This is a genomic window from Escherichia sp. WS568 (genome assembly GCF_046486085.1).
GTDB lineage: Bacteria > Pseudomonadota > Gammaproteobacteria > Enterobacterales > Enterobacteriaceae > Escherichia > Escherichia coli.
In genome coordinates, this window is the sequence record NZ_JBJQMC010000010.1 from 142,475 (window position 1) to 161,210 (window position 18,736).

Sequence of the window (18,736 nt, forward strand, 5' to 3'; positions counted from 1 at the left end):
AACCAGCTCATAAGCCGTGAGAACAACCTATGAAAGACAATCCGCTGATTTCAATCTATATGCCGACCTGGAACCGCCAACAACTGGCTATTCGGGCGATAAAATCGGTCCTGCGCCAGGACTACAACAACTGGGAGATGATTATCGTGGATGATTGCTCCACCTCCTGGGAACAACTACAACAGTACGTCACCGCCCTCAACGATCCGCGCATCACTTACATTCACAACGACATTAACAGCGGGGCGTGCGCGGTACGTAACCAGGCGATTATGCTGGCGCAAGGGGAATACATCACCGGGATCGATGATGATGATGAATGGACACCCAACCGCCTGAGCGTCTTCCTCGCCCATAAACAGCAACTGGTCACTCACGCCTTTTTGTACGCTAACGACTACGTTTGCCAGGGCGAAGTCTATTCCCAACCGGCAAGCTTGCCGCTGTATCCCAAATCGCCGTATTCACGCCGCCTGTTCTACAAACGCAATATTATTGGCAATCAGGTCTTTACCTGGGCGTGGCGTTTCAAAGAGTGCTTGTTCGATACCAAACTGAAAGCGGCACAGGATTACGACATCTTCCTGCGGATGGTAGTGGAGTACGGCGAACCGTGGAAAGTGGAAGAGGCGACGCAGATCCTGCATATCAATCATGGTGAAATGCAGATCACCTCGTCACCGAAAAAATTCTCCGGATACTTCCACTTTTACCGCAAGCACAAAGACAAATTCGACCGCGCCAGCAAAAAATATCAGCTGTTTACCCTCTACCAGATCCGCAATAAACGCATGACCTGGCGCACTTTGCTGACGCTGCTGTCGGTGCGTAACGGCAAACGTCTGGCTGATGGTATTCGGGGGCGCTAAAGATGCTGGAAGATCTGCGCGCCAACAGCTGGAGTTTACGTCCGTGCTGCATGGTTCTTGCCTATCGCGTCGCTCATTTTTGTTCGGTGTGGCGCAAAAAGAACGTCCTCAACAATCTGTGGGCGGCCCCGCTGCTGGTGCTGTATCGCATTATCACCGAATGCTTTTTCGGTTATGAAATCCAGGCCGCCGCGACCATTGGCCGCCGTTTCACTATCCATCACGGTTACGCCGTGGTGATCAATAAAAACGTGGTCGCGGGGGATGATTTCACCATTCGTCACGGCGTCACTATCGGCAATCGTGGTGCCGATAACATGGCATGTCCACACATTGGCAACGGCGTCGAACTCGGTGCCAACGTCATTATTCTTGGTGATATCACGCTTGGTAACAACGTCACCGTGGGCGCGGGCAGCGTGGTGCTCGACTCTGTCCCGGACAACGCGCTGGTGGTGGGAGAAAAAGCGCGAGTGAAGGTAATTAAATGAATATTCTGCAATTCAATGTGCGACTGGCGGAAGGCGGGGCAGCAGGTGTGGCGTTAGATCTCCACCAGCGCGCGCTGCAACAGGGGCTGGCGTCACATTTTGTCTACGGCTACGGCAAAGGTGGCAAAGAGAGCGTCAGCCATCAGAACTATCCGCAGGTCATCAAACATACGCCGCGGATGACCGCGATGGCGAACATTGCGTTGTTTCGTCTGCTTAATCGCGATCTGTTCGGCAATTTCAATGAGTTATATCGCACCATTACTCGCACACCGGGTCCGGTGGTCCTGCATTTTCATGTGCTGCACAGCTACTGGTTGAATCTTAAGAGCGTGGTGCGCTTTTGCGAAAAAGTGAAAAACCATAAAACGGATGTCACTCTGGTCTGGACGCTACACGACCACTGGAGCGTTACCGGACGCTGCGCCTTTACCGACGGTTGCGAAGGCTGGAAAACGGGCTGCCAGAAATGCCCGACCTTAAATAATTATCCGCCGGTGAAGATTGATCGCGCACACCAACTGGTGGCGGGCAAACGCCAGTTATTCCGTGAGATGCTGGCGCTGGGCTGTCAGTTTATTTCCCCCAGCCAGCATGTGGCTGATGCTTTCAATAGTCTGTACGGTCCAGGGCGTTGCCGGATTATCAATAATGGCATTGATATGGCAACCGAAGCGATTCTGGCGGACTTGCCTCCGGTACGCGAAACCCAGGACAAGCCGAAAATCGCGGTGGTGGCGCATGATCTGCGTTACGACGGCAAAACTAACCAGCAACTGGTACGTGAGATGATGGCGCTGGGCGACAAAATTGAACTGCATACCTTTGGTAAGTTCTCGCCGTTCACCGCTGGCAACGTGGTTAATCACGGCTTTGAAACTGACAAGCGCAAGTTGATGAGCGCGCTCAATCAGATGGATGCGTTGGTATTCAGTTCTCGCGTCGATAACTACCCGCTGATTTTGTGTGAGGCGCTATCGATTGGCGTGCCGGTGATTGCCACCCATAGCGATGCGGCGCGGGAAGTGCTGCAAAAATCCGGCGGTAAAACCGTCAGCGAAGAAGAGGTGCTGCAACTGGTGCAGTTAAGCAAACCGGAAATTGCGCAGGCGATATTTGGTACCACGCTGGCTGGGTTTAGCCAACGCAGCCGCGCCGCCTACAGTGGACAACAGATGCTGGAGGAGTATGTCAACTTCTATCAGAATCTGTAGCTACCTACTGCTGCCGCTGATTTACCTGCTGGTTAACGTCAAAATCGCCCAGCTTGGCGAAAGTTTCCCCATTACCATCGTCACTTTTTTACCCGTCTTGTTACTGCTGTTTTTAGAGCGCATCAACGTTAAAAAATTGATGATTGCCTTAGGGGTTGGTGCGGGACTCACGGCGTTTAACTACCTGTTTGGTCAGTCGTTGGATGCCAGTAAATACGTCACTTCAACCATGCTGTTTGTCTATATTGTGATCATTATTGGCATGGTGTGGAGTATTCGTTTTAAAACAATTTCGCCACACAACCATCGCAAGATATTACGTTTCTTTTATCTGGTGGTCGGGCTGGTGGTGGCGCTGGCGGCGGTGGAGATGGCGCAAATTATCCTCACCGGCGGTAGCAATATTATGGAGTCGATTTCGAAATATCTGATTTACAGCAACAGCTATGTGCTGAATTTCATTAAATTCGGCGGCAAGCGCACGACAGCACTTTATTTCGAACCGGCATTTTTCGCTCTGGCATTAATCTCAATTTGGCTCAGCATCAAACAGTTTGGTATCAAAACGCCTAAAACCGATGCTATGATTCTCGCAGGGATAATATTATCCGGATCGTTTTCAGGGGTTATGACCTTTATCCTTTTTTATTTGCTGGAGTGGGCATTTCAATATCTGAATAAAGAGGCGATTAAGAAAAAGTTACCGTTAGCATTGGTTTCTCTGGCTGTATTCCTGGTTGGTGTGGTAATCGCGTTTCCTTATATTTCCACCCGTCTGGGCGATTTAGGTACGGAAGGGTCGTCATCGTATTATCGTATTGTCGGTCCGCTGGTGATGGTCGGTTATTCTTTGACCCATATTGACGGTGTAGTCAGATTTGGCTCACTTTATGAATATGTCGCATCATTCGGAATATTTAACGGTGTGGATGTCGGAAAAACCATAGACAATGGTTTGTATCTGCTGATTATTTATTTTTCCTGGTTCGCGGTGTTTTTATCACTGTGGTACATGGGGAAAGTGATAAAAATGATGATCAACGCTTTTGGTGATAACCGCAATTTTCGCGTGCAATTATATCTTTTTACTCCGGTGTCGCTGTTTTTTACCGGTTCGATATTTAGCCCGGAATATGCATTTTTAATCGTCTGTCCGTTTATTTTGCGAAAAGCGTTAAATATTACGAGGTAAGAATAAGAACATGTTGCTTAGCATAATCACTGTCGCGTTTCGTAACCTCGCAGGGATAGTCAAAACACATGCCTCGCTGGCGCATCTGGCGCAGGCGGACGATATCAGCTTCGAATGGATTGTTGTCGATGGCGGTTCCAATGACGGCACCCGTGAGTACCTGGAAAATCTCAAGGGTATCTATAACCTACGCTTTGTCAGCGAACCAGATAACGGTATCTACGACGCCATGAACAAGGGCATTGCGATGGCACAAGGCAAGTTCGCGTTGTTTCTCAACTCAGGTGATATTTTTCATCAGGATGCCGCAAATTTTGTCCGTAAGTTAAAAGTACAAAAAGATAACGTGATGATCACCGGCGATGCGCTGCTGGATTTTGGCGACGGGCATAAAATTAAACGTAGCGCCAAACCGGGCTGGTATATTTATCACAGCCTGCCCGCCAGTCATCAGGCGATATTTTTTCCGGTATCCGGCTTGAAAAAATGGCGTTATGACCTGGAATATAAAGTTTCTTCCGATTACGCGCTGGCAGCCAAAATGTATAAAGCTGGTTATGCATTTAGAAAACTCAATGGCCTGGTGTCTGAATTTTCTATGGGGGGAGTATCTACCACCAATAATATGGAATTATGTGCTGACGCCAAAAAAGTCCAACGGCAGATATTACATGTGCCTGGCTTCTGGGCAGAATTATCCTGGCATTTACGCCAGCGTACTACCTCAAAGACGAAAGCCTTATATAACAAAAGCTGAATATAAGGGAAAACGATGCAGGATTTAAGTGGGTTCTCGGTGCCGAAAGGGTTCCGGGGCGGCAACGCTATTAAAGTGCAATTGTGGTGGGCAGTACAGGCAACATTATTTGCCTGGTCGCCACAAGTATTGTATCGCTGGCGGGCATTTTTATTACGTTTATTCGGCGCAAAAATAGGAAAAAACGTAGTGATTCGTCCGTCAGTAAAAATTACCTATCCGTGGAAATTAACCTTAGGTGATTACGCGTGGGTCGGCGATGACGTCAATTTATATACCCTCGGTGAAATAATCATTGGCGCACATTCGGTGATATCGCAAAAAAGTTATTTATGCACCGGGAGCCACGACCATGCAAGTCAACATTTCACCATTAACGCCACGCCTATTGTGATTGGCGAGAAATGCTGGCTGGCGACAGATGTTTTTGTTGCCCCTGGCGTCACGATCGGCAACGGCACCGTCGTGGGTGCGCGAAGCAGTGTTTTTAAATCGCTTCCGGCAAATGTGGTTTGCCGGGGGAACCCCGCAGTGGTGATACGCAAACGCGTTGAAACTGAATAAATTCAAAAAATACAGAGGAATAAGACATGTCAAAAGTCGCTCTCATCACCGGCGTAACCGGACAAGACGGTTCTTACCTGGCAGAGTTTCTGCTGGAAAAAGGTTACGAGGTGCATGGTATTAAGCGTCGCGCATCGTCATTCAACACCGAGCGCGTGGATCACATTTATCAGGATCCGCACACCTGCAATCCGAAATTCCATCTGCATTATGGCGACCTGAGTGATACCTCCAACCTGACGCGCATTTTGCGTGAAGTGCAGCCGGATGAAGTGTACAACCTGGGCGCAATGAGCCACGTTGCGGTTTCTTTTGAGTCACCGGAATATACCGCAGACGTCGATGCGATGGGTACGCTGCGCCTGCTCGAGGCGATCCGCTTCCTCGGTCTGGAAAAGAAAACCCGTTTCTATCAGGCTTCTACTTCTGAACTGTACGGTCTGGTGCAGGAAATTCCGCAGAAAGAGACCACGCCGTTCTACCCACGCTCTCCGTATGCGGTCGCCAAACTGTACGCCTACTGGATCACCGTTAACTACCGCGAATCCTACGGCATGTACGCCTGTAACGGTATTCTCTTCAACCATGAATCCCCGCGCCGTGGCGAAACCTTCGTTACCCGCAAAATCACCCGCGCAATCGCCAACATCGCCCAGGGGCTGGAGTCGTGCCTGTACCTCGGCAACATGGATTCCCTGCGTGACTGGGGCCATGCCAAAGACTACGTAAAAATGCAGTGGATGATGCTGCAACAGGAACAACCGGAAGATTTCGTTATTGCTACCGGCGTTCAGTACTCCGTACGTCAGTTCGTGGAAATGGCGGCAGCACAGCTGGGCATCAAACTGCGCTTTGAAGGCACGGGCGTTGAAGAGAAGGGCATTGTGGTTTCCGTCACCGGGCATGACGCGCCGGGCGTTAAACCGGGTGATGTGATTATCGCCGTTGACCCGCGTTACTTCCGTCCGGCTGAAGTTGAAACGCTGCTCGGCGACCCGACCAAAGCGCACGAAAAACTGGGCTGGAAACCGGAAATCACCCTCAGAGAGATGGTGTCTGAAATGGTGGCTAATGACCTCGAAGCGGCGAAAAAACACTCTCTGCTGAAATCTCACGGCTACGACGTGGCGATCGCGCTGGAGTCATAAGCATGAGTAAACAACGCATTTTTATTGCTGGCCATCGCGGGATGGTCGGTTCCGCCATCAGGCGGCAGCTCGAACAGCGCGGTGATGTAGAGCTGGTATTACGCACCCGCGATGAACTGAACCTGCTGGACAGCCGCGCGGTGCATGATTTCTTTGCCAGCGAACGTATTGACCAGGTCTATCTGGCGGCGGCGAAAGTGGGCGGCATTGTTGCCAACAACACGTATCCGGCGGATTTCATCTATCAGAACATGATGATTGAGAGCAACATCATTCACGCCGCGCATCAGAACGACGTGAACAAACTGCTGTTTCTCGGATCGTCCTGTATCTACCCGAAACTGGCAAAACAGCCGATGGCAGAAAGCGAGTTATTGCAGGGTACGCTGGAGCCGACTAACGAGCCTTATGCTATTGCCAAAATCGCCGGGATCAAACTGTGCGAATCTTACAACCGCCAGTATGGACGCGATTACCGCTCGGTCATGCCGACCAACCTGTATGGCCCGCATGACAACTTCCACCCGAGTAATTCGCATGTGATCCCTGCATTGCTGCGTCGCTTCCACGAGGCGACGGCACAGAATGCACCGGACGTGGTGGTGTGGGGCAGCGGTACACCGATGCGCGAATTTCTGCACGTCGATGATATGGCGGCGGCGAGCATTCATGTGATGGAGCTGGCGCACGAAGTCTGGCTGGAGAACACCCAACCGATGCTGTCGCACATTAACGTCGGCACGGGCGTTGACTGCACTATCCGCGAGCTGGCGCAAACCATCGCCAAAGTGGTGGGTTACAAAGGTCGGGTGGTTTTTGATGCCAGTAAACCGGATGGTACACCGCGCAAACTGCTGGATGTGACACGCCTGCATCAGCTTGGCTGGTATCACGAAATCTCACTGGAAGCGGGGCTCGCCAGCACTTACCAGTGGTTCCTTGAGAATCAAGACCGCTTTCGGGGGTAATGATGTTTTTACGTCAGGAAGACTTTGCCACGGTAGTGCGCTCCACACCGCTTGTCTCTCTCGACTTTATTGTCGAGAACAGTCGCGGCGAGTTTCTGCTTGGCAAAAGAACCAACCGCCCGGCGCAGGGTTACTGGTTTGTGCCGGGAGGGCGCGTGCAGAAAGACGAAACGCTGGAAGCCGCATTTGAGCGGCTGACGATGGCGGAACTGGGGCTGCGTCTGCCGATAACAGCAGGCCAGTTTTACGGTGTCTGGCAGCATTTTTATGACGATAACTTCTCCGGCACGGATTTTACCACTCACTATGTGGTGCTCGGTTTTCGCTTCAGAGTCGCGGAAGAAGAGCTGTTACTGCCGGATGAGCAGCATGACGATTACCGCTGGCTGACGCCGGACGCACTGCTCGCTAGTGACAATGTTCACGCTAACAGCCGCGCCTATTTTCTCGCTGAGAAGCGTGCCGGAGTACCCGGATTATGAAAATACTGGTCTACGGCATTAACTACTCGCCGGAGTTAACCGGCATCGGCAAATACACCGGCGAGATGGTGGAATGGCTGGCGGCAGAAGGTCATGAGGTGCGGGTTATTACCGCACCGCCTTACTACCCGCAATGGCAGGTGGGCGAGAACTATTCCGCCTGGCGGTACAAACGGGAAGAGGGGGCCGCCACGGTGTGGCGCTGCCCGCTGTACGTGCCAAAACAGCCGAGCACCCTGAAACGCCTGTTGCATCTCGGCAGTTTTGCCGCCAGCAGTTTCTTTCCGCTGATGGCGCAACGTCGCTGGAAGCCGGATCGCATTATCGGCGTGGTACCAACGCTGTTTTGCACGCCGGGAATGCGCCTGCTGGTGAAACTGTCTGGTGCGCGCACGGTGCTACATATTCAGGATTACGAAGTGGACGCCATGCTGGGGCTGGGCCTTGCCGGAAAAAGTAAAGGCGGCAAAGTGGCACAGCTGGCGACGGCGTTCGAACGTAGCGGACTGCATAACGTCGATAACGTCTCCACGATTTCGCGCTCGATGATGAATAAAGCTATCGAAAAAGGCGTGGCGGCGGAAAACGTCATCTTCTTCCCCAACTGGTCGGAAATCGCCCGTTTTCAACATGTTGCAGACGCCGATGTTGACGCCCTTCGTAACCAGCTTGGCCTGCCGGATAACAAAAAAATCATTCTTTACTCCGGCAATATTGGTGAAAAGCAGGGGCTGGAAAACGTTATTGAAGCTGCCGATCGCCTGCGCGATGAACCGCTTATTTTTGCCATTGTCGGGCAGGGCGGCGGCAAAGCGCGGCTTGAAAAAATGGCGCAGCAGCGTGGACTGCGCAACATGCAATTTTTCCCGCTGCAATCGTATGACGCTTTACCCGCACTGCTGAAGATGGGGGATTGCCATCTGGTGGTGCAAAAACGCGGCGCGGCAGATGCCGTATTGCCGTCGAAACTGACCAATATTCTGGCGGTAGGCGGTAACGCGGTGATTACTGCTGAAGCCCACACAGAACTGGGACAGCTTTGCGAAACCTTTCCGGGCATTGCGGTTTGCGTAGAACCGGAATCGGTCGAGGCGCTGGTGGCGGGGATTCGTCAGGCGCTCCTGCTGCCCAAACACAACACGGTGGCACGTGAATATGCCGAACGCACGCTCGATAAAGAGAACGTGTTACGTCAATTTATAAATGATATTCGGGGATAATTATGGCGCAGTCGAAACTCTATCCAGTTGTGATGGCAGGTGGCTCCGGTAGCCGCTTATGGCCGCTTTCCCGCGTACTTTACCCCAAGCAGTTTTTATGCCTGAAAGGCGATCTCACCATGCTGCAAACCACCATCTGCCGCCTGAACGGCGTGGAGTGCGAAAGCCCGGTGGTGATTTGCAATGAGCAGCACCGCTTTATTGTCGCGGAACAGCTGCGTCAACTGAACAAACTCACCGAGAACATTATTCTCGAACCGGCAGGGCGTAACACTGCACCGGCCATTGCGCTGGCGGCGCTGGCGGCAAAACGTCATAGCCCGGAGAACGACCCATTAATGCTGGTGCTGGCGGCGGATCATGTGATTGCCGATGAAGACGCGTTCCGTGCCGCCGTGCGTAATGCCATGCCGTATGCCGAAGCGGGCAAGCTGGTGACCTTCGGCATTGTGCCGGATCTACCTGAAACCGGATATGGCTATATTCGTCGCGGTGAAGTGTCGGCGGGTGAGCAGGATGCGGTGGCCTTTGAAGTGGCGCAGTTTGTCGAAAAACCGAATCTGGAAACCGCCCAGGCCTATGTGGCAAGTGGCGAATATTACTGGAACAGCGGTATGTTCCTGTTCCGTGCCGGACGCTATCTCGAAGAACTGAAAAAGTATCGCCCGGATATTCTCGATGCCTGTGAAAAAGCGATGAACGCCGTCGATCCGGATCTCGATTTTATTCGTGTGGATGAAGAGGCGTTTCTCGCCTGTCCGGAAGAGTCGGTGGATTACGCGGTCATGGAACGCACGGCAGATGCCGTTGTGGTGCCGATGGATGCGGGCTGGAGCGATGTCGGTTCCTGGTCTTCATTATGGGAGATCAGCGCCCACACCGCCGAGGGCAACGTTTGCCATGGCGATGTGATTAATCACAAAACTGAAAACAGCTATGTGTACGCCGAATCTGGCCTGGTCACCACCGTCGGGGTGAAAGATTTGGTGGTAGTGCAGACCAAAGATGCAGTGCTGATTGCCGACCGTAATGCGGTGCAGGATGTGAAGAAAGTGGTCGAGCAGATCAAAGCTGATGGTCGCCATGAGCATCGGGTGCATCGCGAAGTGTATCGTCCGTGGGGCAAATATGACTCTATCGACGCGGGCGACCGCTACCAGGTGAAACGCATCACCGTGAAACCGGGCGAAGGCTTGTCGGTACAGATGCATCATCACCGCGCGGAGCACTGGGTGGTGGTCGCGGGAACGGCAAAAGTCACCATTGACGGTGATATCAAACTGCTTGGTGAAAACGAGTCCATTTATATTCCGCTGGGGGCGACGCACTGCCTGGAAAACCCGGGGAAAATTCCGCTCGATTTAATTGAAGTGCGCTCCGGCTCTTATCTCGAAGAGGATGATGTGGTGCGCTTCGCGGATCGCTACGGACGGGTGTAGCAGTTGAATAATCAACCGGAATAAATCTCCGGCAAATAACGACAAAAACAAAATTGGCCGTTTCGGTCAGGGCCAACTATTGCCTGAAAAAGGGTAACGACATGAAAAAATTAACCTGCTTTAAAGCCTATGATATTCGCGGGAAATTAGGCGAAGAACTGAATGAAGATATTGCCTGGCGCATTGGTCGCGCTTATGGCGAATTTCTCAAACCGAAAACCATTGTGTTAGGCGGTGATGTCCGCCTCACCAGCGAAACCTTAAAACTGGCGCTGGCGAAAGGTTTACAGGATGCGGGCGTCGATGTGCTGGATATCGGTATGTCCGGCACCGAAGAGATCTATTTCGCCACGTTCCATCTCGGCGTGGATGGCGGCATCGAAGTTACCGCCAGCCATAATCCGATGGATTACAACGGCATGAAACTGGTGCGCGAAGGGGCTCGCCCGATCAGCGGCGATACCGGACTGCGCGACGTCCAGCGTCTGGCAGAAGCCAACGACTTTCCTCCCGTCGATGAAACCAAACGCGGTCGCTATCAGCAAATCAATCTGCGTGACGCTTACGTTGATCACCTGTTCGGTTATATCAACGTCAAAAACCTTACGCCGCTCAAGCTGGTGATTAACTCCGGGAACGGCGCGGCGGGTCCGGTGGTGGACGCCATCGAAGCCCGCTTTAAAGCCCTCGGCGCACCGGTGGAGTTAATCAAAGTGCATAACACGCCGGACGGCAATTTCCCCAACGGTATTCCTAACCCGTTGCTGCCGGAATGTCGCGACGACACCCGCAATGCGGTCATCAAACACGGCGCGGATATGGGCATTGCCTTTGATGGCGATTTTGACCGCTGTTTCCTGTTTGACGAAAAAGGGCAGTTTATCGAGGGTTACTACATTGTCGGTTTGCTGGCAGAAGCGTTCCTCGAAAAAAATCCCGGCGCGAAGATCATCCACGATCCACGTCTCTCCTGGAACACCGTTGATGTGGTGACTGCCGCAGGCGGTACGCCGGTAATGTCGAAAACCGGACACGCCTTTATTAAAGAACGGATGCGCAAGGAAGACGCCATCTACGGTGGCGAAATGAGCGCCCACCACTATTTCCGTGATTTCGCTTACTGCGACAGCGGCATGATCCCGTGGCTGCTGGTCGCCGAACTGGTGTGCCTGAAAGGAAAAACGCTGGGCGAACTGGTGCGCGACCGGATGGCAGCGTTTCCGGCAAGCGGTGAGATCAACAGCAAACTGGCGCAACCCGTTGAGGCGATTAACCGCGTGGAACAGCATTTTAGCCGTGAGGCGCTGGCGGTGGATCGCACCGATGGCATCAGCATGACCTTTGCCGACTGGCGCTTTAACCTGCGCTCCTCCAACACCGAACCGGTGGTGCGGTTGAATGTGGAATCGCGCGGTGATGTGCCGCTGATGGAAGCGCGAACGCGAACTCTGCTGACGTTGCTGAACGAGTAATGTCGGATCTTCCCTTACCCCACTGCGGGTAAGGGGCTAATAACAGGAACAACGATGACAAATCTAAAAAAGCGCGAGCGAGCGAAAACCAATGCATCGTTAATCTCTATGGTGCAACGCTTTTCAGATATCACCATCATGTTTGCCGGACTATGGCTGGTTTGCGAAGTCAGCGGACTGTCATTCCTCTACATGCACCTGTTGGTGGCACTGATTACGCTGGTGGTGTTCCAGATGCTGGGCGGCATCACCGATTTTTATCGCTCATGGCGCGGTGTTCGGGCAGCGACAGAATTTGCCCTGTTGCTACAAAACTGGACCTTAAGCGTGATTTTCAGCGCTGGACTGGTGGCGTTCAACAATGATTTCGACACGCAACTGAAAATCTGGCTGGCGTGGTATGGGCTGACCAGTATCGGACTGGTGGTTTGCCGTTCATGTATTCGCATTGGGGCGGGCTGGCTGCGTAATCATGGCTATAACAAGCGCATGGTCGCGGTGGCGGGGGATTTAGCCGCCGGACAAATGCTGATGGAGAGCTTCCGTAATCAGCCGTGGTTAGGGTTTGAAGTGGTGGGCGTATACCACGACCCAAAACCGGGCGGCGTTTCTAACGACTGGGCGGGCAATCTGCAACAACTGGTCGAGGATGCGAAAGCGGGCAAGATTCATAACGTCTATATCGCGATGCAGATGTGCGACGGCGCGCGAGTGAAAAAACTGGTCCATCAACTGGCGGACACCACCTGTTCGGTGCTGCTGATCCCCGATGTCTTTACCTTCAACATTCTCCATTCACGCCTCGAAGAGATGAATGGCGTACCGGTGGTGCCGCTGTATGACACGCCACTTTCCGGGGTTAACCGCCTGATAAAACGTGCGGAAGACATTGTGCTGGCGACGCTTATCCTGCTGCTGATCTCTCCGGTGCTGTGCTGTATTGCGCTGGCGGTGAAACTCAGTTCGCCAGGGCCGGTTATTTTCCGCCAGACTCGCTACGGCATGGATGGCAAACCGATCAAAGTGTGGAAGTTCCGTTCGATGAAAGTGATGGAGAACGACAAAGTGGTGACTCAGGCGACGCAGAACGATCCGCGCGTCACCAAAGTGGGGAACTTTCTGCGCCGCACCTCGCTGGATGAATTGCCGCAGTTTATCAATGTGCTGACCGGCGGGATGTCGATTGTCGGGCCACGTCCACACGCGGTGGCGCATAACGAACAGTATCGACAGCTCATTGAAGGCTACATGCTGCGCCATAAGGTGAAACCGGGCATTACCGGCTGGGCGCAGATTAACGGCTGGCGCGGCGAAACCGACACGCTGGAGAAAATGGAAAAACGCGTCGAGTTCGACCTTGAGTACATCCGCGAATGGAGCGTCTGGTTCGATATCAAAATCGTTTTCCTGACGGTATTCAAAGGTTTCGTTAACAAAGCGGCATATTGATATGAGCTTACGTGAAAAAACCATCAGCGGCGCGAAGTGGTCGGCGATTGCCACGGTAATCATTATCGGCCTCGGGCTGGTGCAGATGACCGTGCTGGCGCGGATTATCGACAACCACCAGTTCGGCCTGCTTACCGTGTCGCTGGTGATTATCGCGCTGGCAGATACGCTTTCTGACTTCGGTATCGCTAACTCGATTATTCAGCGAAAAGAAATCAGTCACCTGGAACTTACCACGTTGTACTGGCTGAACGTCGGGCTGGGGCTTGTGGTGTGTGTGGCGGTGTTTTTGTTGAGTGATCTCATTGGTGACGTGCTGAACAACCCGGACCTGGCACCGTTGATTAAAACATTGTCGCTGGCGTTTGTGGTGATCCCCCACGGGCAGCAGTTCCGCGCGTTGATGCAAAAAGAGCTGGAGTTCAACAAAATCGGCATGATCGAAACCAGCGCGGTGCTGGCGGGCTTTACTTTTACGGTGGTTAGCGCCCATTTCTGGCCACTGGCGATGACCGCGATCCTCGGTTATCTGGTCAATAGTGCGGTAAGAACGCTGCTGTTTGGCTACTTTGGTCGCAAAATTTATCGCCCCGGTCTGCATTTCTCGCTGGCGTCGGTGGCACCGAACTTACGCTTTGGTGCCTGGCTGACGGCGGACAGCATCATCAACTATCTCAATACCAACCTTTCAACGCTGGTGCTGGCGCGTATTCTCGGCGCGGGCGTGGCAGGGGGATACAACCTGGCGTACAACGTGGCCGTTGTGCCGCCGATGAAGCTGAACCCAATCATCACCCGCGTGTTGTTTCCGGCATTTGCCAAAATTCAGGACGACACCGAAAAGCTGCGCGTTAACTTCTACAAGCTGCTGTCGGTAGTGGGGATTATCAACTTTCCGGCGCTGCTGGGGCTGATGGTGGTGTCGAATAACTTTGTACCGCTGGTCTTTGGTGAGAAGTGGAACAGCATTATTCCGGTGCTGCAATTGCTGTGTGTGGTGGGGCTGCTGCGCTCAGTGGGGAACCCGATTGGTTCGCTGCTGATGGCGAAAGCGCGGGTCGATATCAGCTTTAAATTCAACGTATTCAAAACCTTTCTGTTTATTCCGGCGATTGTTATTGGTGGGCAGATGGCGGGCGCAATCGGCGTCACGCTTGGCTTCCTGCTGGTGCAGATTATCAACACCATTCTGAGCTATTTCGTGATGATTAAACCGGTGCTCGGTTCCAGTTATCGCCAGTACATCCTGAGTTTGTGGCTGCCGTTTTACCTCTCGCTGCCGACGCTGGGGGTCAGTTATGCGCTGGGCATTGTGCTGAAAGGGCAACTGGCGCTGGGGATGCTGCTGGCGGTGCAAATAGCCGCGGGCGTGCTGGCGTTTGTGGTGATGATTGTGCTGTCGCGCCATTCGTTGGTGGTGGAAGTGAAGCGTCAGTTTTGTCGCAGCGAAAAAATGAAAATGCTTTTACGGGCGGGGTGAATGGTTGTTTTAGGCTCCGGCAATAAAAACAACAACATAACCTCACCTGGCACCAAATTTATGAGGAAAAAATGAAATTACTTATTCTGGGCAACCACACTTGCGGCAATCGTGGCGACAGCGCCATCTTGCGCGGCTTACTTGATGCCATCAACATCCTCAATCCACATGCCGAAGTGGACGTGATGAGCCGCTATCCGGTCAGTTCTTCCTGGCTGCTCAACCGCCCGGTAATGGGCGATCCGCTGTTCCTGCAAATGAAACAACACAACAGCGCGGCGGGCGTTGTCGGGCGCGTTAAAAAAGTCCTCCGTCGCCGCTATCAGCACCAGGTATTGCTCTCACGCGTCACCGACACTGGCAAGCTGCGTAATATCGCCATCGCCCAGGGATTCACCGACTTCGTGCGCCTGCTGTCAGGTTACGACGCCATTATTCAGGTCGGCGGATCGTTTTTTGTCGATCTCTATGGCGTTCCGCAGTTTGAACATGCGCTTTGCACTTTCATGGCGAAAAAGCCGCTGTTTATGATTGGTCACAGCGTCGGCCCGTTCCAGGATGAGCAATTTAACCAACTGGCGAACTACGTTTTTGGTCACTGTGACGCGCTGATCCTGCGCGAATCGGTCAGCCTTGATTTGATGAAACGCAGCAATATCACCACCGCAAAAGTGGAACATGGCGTCGATACCGCGTGGCTGGTCGATCACCACACAGAAGACTTCACCGCCAGCTATGCCGTTCAACATTGGCTGGACGTTGCCGCACAACAGAAAACGGTGGCAATTACCCTGCGCGAACTGGCACCGTTCGACAAACGTCTCGGCACCACTCAACAAGCGTATGAAAAAGCCTTTGCCGGGGTGGTCAATCGCATTCTCGACGAAGGCTATCAGGTTATTGCGCTCTCCACCTGTACGGGCATCGACAGCTATAACAAAGACGACCGCATGGTGGCGCTCAACCTGCGCCAGCACATCAGCGATCCTGCCCGTTACCACGTGGTGATGGATGAACTCAACGATCTGGAAATGGGCAAAATTCTCGGTGCCTGTGAACTCACCGTCGGTACGCGCCTGCACTCAGCCATTATCTCAATGAACTTTGCTACTCCGGCGATTGCCATCAACTATGAACATAAATCCGCCGGGATTATGCAACAACTGGGGCTACCAGAGATGGCAATTGATATCCGTCATTTACTGGACGGCAGCCTGCAAGCGATGGTTGCGGATACCTTAGGCCAGCTTCCGGCGCTGAACGCACGACTTAACGAAGCTGTCAGTCGTGAGCGTCATACAGGAATGCAGATGGTGCAATCTGTGCTTGAACGCATCGGGGAGGTGAAATGAAGGTCGGCTTCTTTTTACTGAAATTTCCGCTGTCGTCGGAAACCTTCGTCCTCAATCAAATTACCGCGTTTATTGATATGGGCTTTGAGGTGGAGATTGTCGCGCTGCAAAAAGGCGACACCCAGAACACCCACGCGGCATGGACGAAATACAACCTTGCTGCCAGAACCCGCTGGTTACAGGACGAACCTACGGGCAAAGTGGCGAAACTGCGCCACCGCGCCAGCCAGACGTTACGCGGCATTCATCGTAAAAATACCTGGCAGGCGCTCAACCTCAAACGCTATGGCGCCGAGTCGCGGAACCTGATTTTGTCTGCCATTTGTGGTCAGGTCGCAACACCGTTTCGCGCCGATGTGTTCATCGCTCATTTTGGCCCTGCGGGGGTAACCGCAGCAAAACTACGCGAACTGGGTGTCATTCGCGGCAAAATTGCCACTATCTTCCACGGTATTGATATCTCCAGTCGGGACGTGCTCAACCACTACACTCCCGAATATCAACAACTGTTTCGCCGTGGCGACCTGATGTTACCGATAAGCGATTTGTGGGCCGGAAGGCTGCAAAAAATGGGCTGTCCGAGGGAAAAAATCGCCGTATCGCGTATGGGCGTGGACATGACGCGCTTTAGCCCGCGTCCGGTGAAAGCGCCCGCAACGCCGCTGGAAATCATCTCCGTCGCACGCTTAACCGAGAAAAAAGGCCTGCATGTGGCGATCGAAGCCTGCCGGCAGTTGAAAGAGCAGGGCGTGGCATTTCGCTATCGCATCCTCGGCATTGGCCCGTGGGAACGACGCCTGCGCACGCTCATCGAACAATATCAACTGGAAGATGTGGTAGAGATGCCGGGCTTTAAACCGAGCCATGAAGTGAAAGCGATGCTCGACGACGCGGATGTCTTCCTGTTGCCATCGATAACGGGTGCGGATGGCGATATGGAAGGTATTCCGGTGGCGCTAATGGAAGCGATGGCGGTCGGCATTCCGGTTGTTTCAACTCTGCATAGCGGAATACCAGAACTGGTGGAGGCCGATAAATCCGGCTGGCTGGTGCCTGAGAACGATGCTCGCGCACTGGCGCAACGACTGGCGGCGTTTAGCCAACTGAACACCGACGAACTGGCTCCGGTCGTCAAACGTGCGCGCGAAAAAGTCGAACACGATTTTAACCAGCAGGTGATTAATCGAGAACTCGCCAGCTTGCTGCAGGCTTTATAGAGGAGAACGTATGCCATTTAAAAAACTCTCCCGACGCACCTTCCTGACGGCAAGCTCCGCGCTTGCCTTCCTCCATACCCCTTTCGCCCGTGCACTTCCCGCCCGACAAAGCGTTAACATTAACGACTACAACCCACACGACTGGATCGCCTCATTTAAACAAGCCTTCGGCGAAGGGCAAACGGTCGTCGTGCCTGCCGGATTGGTTTGCGACAATATCAACACCGGCATCTTCATTCCTGCAGGTAAAACGTTACACATCCTTGGAAGCCTGCGCGGCAACGGCAGAGGGCGATTTGTCTTACAGGACAGCAGCCAGGTGACAGGGGAGGAGGGTGGCAGTATGCATAACATCACCCTGGATGTGCGTGGCTCTGACTGCACCATCAAAGGGCTGACGATGAGCGGCTTTGGTCCGGTAACGCAGATTTATATCGGCGGCAAAAACAAACGAGTAATGCGTAACCTCTCCATCGATAACCTGACCGTTAGCCACGCTAATTACGCCATCTTACGCCAGGGATTTCATAACCAGATTATCGGTGCCAACATCACCAACTGTAAATTTAGTGATTTACAGGGCGACGCCATTGAATGGAACGTGGCGATTAACGACCGTGATATTTTGATATCTGACCATGTCATCGAGCGCATCAACTGTACCAACGGCAAAATCAACTGGGGTATCGGCATAGGCCTTGCGGGAAGTACCTACGATAATAACTACCCGGAAGACCAGGCAGTGAAAAACTTTGTCGTGGCGAATATCACGGGATCGGATTGTCGGCAGTTGATCCATGTTGAAAATGGTAAACATTTTGTTATTCGTAATATCAAAGCCCGCAATATCACGCCGGATTTCAGCAAGAAAGCAGGCATTGATAACGCGACAGTTGCTATTTACGGTTGTGACAATTTCGTGATTGATAATATTGAAATGATTAATAGCGCTGGGATGTTAATCGGCTATGGGGTAATTAAAGGCAAATATCTCTCAATACCGCAAAATTTCCGAGTGAATAATATTCAAATGGATAACACCCATCTTGCTTATAAATTGCGCGGTATCCAAATCTCTGCCGGGAATGCTGTCTCCTTTGTGGCGCTGACTAACATTGAGATGAAGCGTGCGTCGCTGGAGTTACACAACAAACCGCAACATCTTTTTATGCGAAATATCAAGGTGATGCAGGAATCCTCAGTTGGACCCGCATTGAGCATGAACTTCGACATGCGCAAAGACGTTCGCGGCGTCTTTATGGCGAAAAAAGAAACACTGCTGTCACTTGCAAATGTTCATGCGGTGAATGAAAAAGGGCAAAGCTCCGTCGATATCGACAGAGTTAATCACCACATTGTTAATGTGGAAAAGATTAACTTTAGATTGCCAGAACGGAGGGAGTAGATTTGCGACCATTCATA

17 protein-coding genes are annotated in these 18,736 nt (G+C 52.5%); all 17 read left to right on the top strand.

The features are described from left to right. Window positions 1-29: 29 nt before the first annotated feature. The 17 genes from wcaA (at window position 30) to wcaM (ending at window position 18,719) form a co-directional block, all read left to right on the top strand. On the top strand, window positions 30-869 hold the full coding sequence (gene wcaA, locus ACJHWR_RS13495) for a colanic acid biosynthesis glycosyltransferase WcaA (protein WP_000654489.1): 840 nt from the start codon (window positions 30-32) through the stop codon (window positions 867-869). 2 nt (window positions 870-871) lie between these two features. After that, window positions 872-1,360, top strand: coding sequence for a colanic acid biosynthesis acetyltransferase WcaB (gene wcaB, locus ACJHWR_RS13500; protein WP_000888740.1), 489 nt, complete (start codon window positions 872-874; stop codon window positions 1,358-1,360). Next, entirely contained in the window at window positions 1,357-2,574 is a 1,218-nt protein-coding gene (wcaC, locus tag ACJHWR_RS13505; RefSeq protein ID WP_001023941.1) for a colanic acid biosynthesis glycosyltransferase WcaC, read from the top strand. Before wcaB ends, wcaC begins: the two co-directional genes overlap by 4 nt. Further along, window positions 2,549-3,766 (top strand): colanic acid polymerase WcaD, encoded by a 1,218-nt coding sequence (gene wcaD, locus ACJHWR_RS13510; protein ID WP_000107776.1) that lies wholly within the window; start codon window positions 2,549-2,551, stop codon window positions 3,764-3,766. The genes wcaC and wcaD overlap by 26 nt, the downstream gene beginning before the upstream one ends. Window positions 3,767-3,776: 10 nt before the next feature. Beyond that, window positions 3,777-4,523, top strand: coding sequence for a colanic acid biosynthesis glycosyltransferase WcaE (gene wcaE / locus ACJHWR_RS13515; RefSeq protein ID WP_000927008.1), 747 nt, complete (start codon window positions 3,777-3,779; stop codon window positions 4,521-4,523). A gap of 15 nt (window positions 4,524-4,538) precedes the next feature. Continuing rightward, the gene (gene wcaF, locus ACJHWR_RS13520) at window positions 4,539-5,087 is read left to right on the top strand and encodes a colanic acid biosynthesis acetyltransferase WcaF (protein ID WP_001153572.1); all 549 of its coding nucleotides are present in this window, start codon (window positions 4,539-4,541) and stop codon (window positions 5,085-5,087) included. A 26-nt stretch (window positions 5,088-5,113) separates the two neighbouring features. Beyond that, on the top strand, window positions 5,114-6,235 hold the full coding sequence (gmd, locus tag ACJHWR_RS13525; RefSeq protein WP_000048190.1) for a GDP-mannose 4,6-dehydratase: 1,122 nt from the start codon (window positions 5,114-5,116) through the stop codon (window positions 6,233-6,235). 2 nt (window positions 6,236-6,237) lie between these two features. Then, the gene (gene fcl / locus ACJHWR_RS13530; protein ID WP_000043606.1) at window positions 6,238-7,203 is read left to right on the top strand and encodes a GDP-L-fucose synthase; all 966 of its coding nucleotides are present in this window, start codon (window positions 6,238-6,240) and stop codon (window positions 7,201-7,203) included. A gap of 2 nt (window positions 7,204-7,205) precedes the next feature. Further along, window positions 7,206-7,685, top strand: a complete 480-nt coding sequence (gene gmm, locus ACJHWR_RS13535; RefSeq protein WP_000479836.1) for a GDP-mannose mannosyl hydrolase — start codon at window positions 7,206-7,208, stop codon at window positions 7,683-7,685. Beyond that, the gene (wcaI, locus tag ACJHWR_RS13540; RefSeq protein ID WP_000699660.1) at window positions 7,682-8,905 is read left to right on the top strand and encodes a colanic acid biosynthesis fucosyltransferase WcaI; all 1,224 of its coding nucleotides are present in this window, start codon (window positions 7,682-7,684) and stop codon (window positions 8,903-8,905) included. Before gmm ends, wcaI begins: the two co-directional genes overlap by 4 nt. Window positions 8,906-8,907: 2 nt before the next feature. Next, window positions 8,908-10,344: a mannose-1-phosphate guanyltransferase gene (gene cpsB, locus ACJHWR_RS13545; protein WP_000079255.1), complete on the top strand. Its 1,437-nt coding sequence runs from the start codon at window positions 8,908-8,910 to the stop codon at window positions 10,342-10,344. A 101-nt stretch (window positions 10,345-10,445) separates the two neighbouring features. Further along, the gene (gene cpsG, locus ACJHWR_RS13550; RefSeq protein ID WP_001296216.1) at window positions 10,446-11,816 is read left to right on the top strand and encodes a colanic acid biosynthesis phosphomannomutase CpsG; all 1,371 of its coding nucleotides are present in this window, start codon (window positions 10,446-10,448) and stop codon (window positions 11,814-11,816) included. 54 nt (window positions 11,817-11,870) lie between these two features. Next, the gene (wcaJ, locus tag ACJHWR_RS13555) at window positions 11,871-13,265 is read left to right on the top strand and encodes an undecaprenyl-phosphate glucose phosphotransferase (RefSeq protein ID WP_000183124.1); all 1,395 of its coding nucleotides are present in this window, start codon (window positions 11,871-11,873) and stop codon (window positions 13,263-13,265) included. Between the two features lies 1 nt (window position 13,266). Next, the gene (wzxC, locus tag ACJHWR_RS13560; protein ID WP_000058491.1) at window positions 13,267-14,745 is read left to right on the top strand and encodes a colanic acid undecaprenyl disphosphate flippase WzxC; all 1,479 of its coding nucleotides are present in this window, start codon (window positions 13,267-13,269) and stop codon (window positions 14,743-14,745) included. A 71-nt stretch (window positions 14,746-14,816) separates the two neighbouring features. Further along, window positions 14,817-16,097 carry a colanic acid biosynthesis pyruvyl transferase WcaK gene (wcaK, locus tag ACJHWR_RS13565; RefSeq protein ID WP_000770801.1) on the top strand — a complete coding sequence of 427 codons (1,281 nt, stop codon included), beginning with the start codon at window positions 14,817-14,819 and terminating at the stop codon, window positions 16,095-16,097. After that, on the top strand, window positions 16,094-17,314 hold the full coding sequence (gene wcaL, locus ACJHWR_RS13570; RefSeq protein ID WP_000862667.1) for a colanic acid biosynthesis glycosyltransferase WcaL: 1,221 nt from the start codon (window positions 16,094-16,096) through the stop codon (window positions 17,312-17,314). Before wcaK ends, wcaL begins: the two co-directional genes overlap by 4 nt. Before the next feature lie 10 nt (window positions 17,315-17,324). Then, window positions 17,325-18,719: a colanic acid biosynthesis protein WcaM gene (wcaM, locus tag ACJHWR_RS13575; protein WP_001115987.1), complete on the top strand. Its 1,395-nt coding sequence runs from the start codon at window positions 17,325-17,327 to the stop codon at window positions 18,717-18,719. The last annotated feature ends 17 nt before the right edge of the window (window positions 18,720-18,736 follow it).

Excerpts from the sequence above, each read along its gene's own strand:
- wcaD (WP_000107776.1), top strand. The coding sequence starts at position 2,549 with ATGTCAACTTCTATCAGAATCTGTAGCTACCTACTGCTGCCGCTGATT.
- wcaI (WP_000699660.1), top strand. The coding sequence starts at position 7,682 with ATGAAAATACTGGTCTACGGCATTAACTACTCGCCGGAGTTAACCGGC.
- wcaA (WP_000654489.1), top strand. The coding sequence starts at position 30 with ATGAAAGACAATCCGCTGATTTCAATCTATATGCCGACCTGGAACCGC.
- gmd (WP_000048190.1), top strand. The coding sequence starts at position 5,114 with ATGTCAAAAGTCGCTCTCATCACCGGCGTAACCGGACAAGACGGTTCT.
- wcaK (WP_000770801.1), top strand. The coding sequence starts at position 14,817 with ATGAAATTACTTATTCTGGGCAACCACACTTGCGGCAATCGTGGCGAC.
- fcl (WP_000043606.1), top strand. The coding sequence starts at position 6,238 with ATGAGTAAACAACGCATTTTTATTGCTGGCCATCGCGGGATGGTCGGT.
- wcaE (WP_000927008.1), top strand. The coding sequence starts at position 3,777 with ATGTTGCTTAGCATAATCACTGTCGCGTTTCGTAACCTCGCAGGGATA.
- cpsB (WP_000079255.1), top strand. The coding sequence starts at position 8,908 with ATGGCGCAGTCGAAACTCTATCCAGTTGTGATGGCAGGTGGCTCCGGT.
- wcaC (WP_001023941.1), top strand. The coding sequence starts at position 1,357 with ATGAATATTCTGCAATTCAATGTGCGACTGGCGGAAGGCGGGGCAGCA.
- wcaM (WP_001115987.1), top strand. The coding sequence starts at position 17,325 with ATGCCATTTAAAAAACTCTCCCGACGCACCTTCCTGACGGCAAGCTCC.
- gmm (WP_000479836.1), top strand. The coding sequence starts at position 7,206 with ATGTTTTTACGTCAGGAAGACTTTGCCACGGTAGTGCGCTCCACACCG.
- wzxC (WP_000058491.1), top strand. The coding sequence starts at position 13,267 with ATGAGCTTACGTGAAAAAACCATCAGCGGCGCGAAGTGGTCGGCGATT.
- wcaJ (WP_000183124.1), top strand. The coding sequence starts at position 11,871 with ATGACAAATCTAAAAAAGCGCGAGCGAGCGAAAACCAATGCATCGTTA.
- cpsG (WP_001296216.1), top strand. The coding sequence starts at position 10,446 with ATGAAAAAATTAACCTGCTTTAAAGCCTATGATATTCGCGGGAAATTA.
- wcaF (WP_001153572.1), top strand. The coding sequence starts at position 4,539 with ATGCAGGATTTAAGTGGGTTCTCGGTGCCGAAAGGGTTCCGGGGCGGC.
- wcaB (WP_000888740.1), top strand. The coding sequence starts at position 872 with ATGCTGGAAGATCTGCGCGCCAACAGCTGGAGTTTACGTCCGTGCTGC.
- wcaL (WP_000862667.1), top strand. The coding sequence starts at position 16,094 with ATGAAGGTCGGCTTCTTTTTACTGAAATTTCCGCTGTCGTCGGAAACC.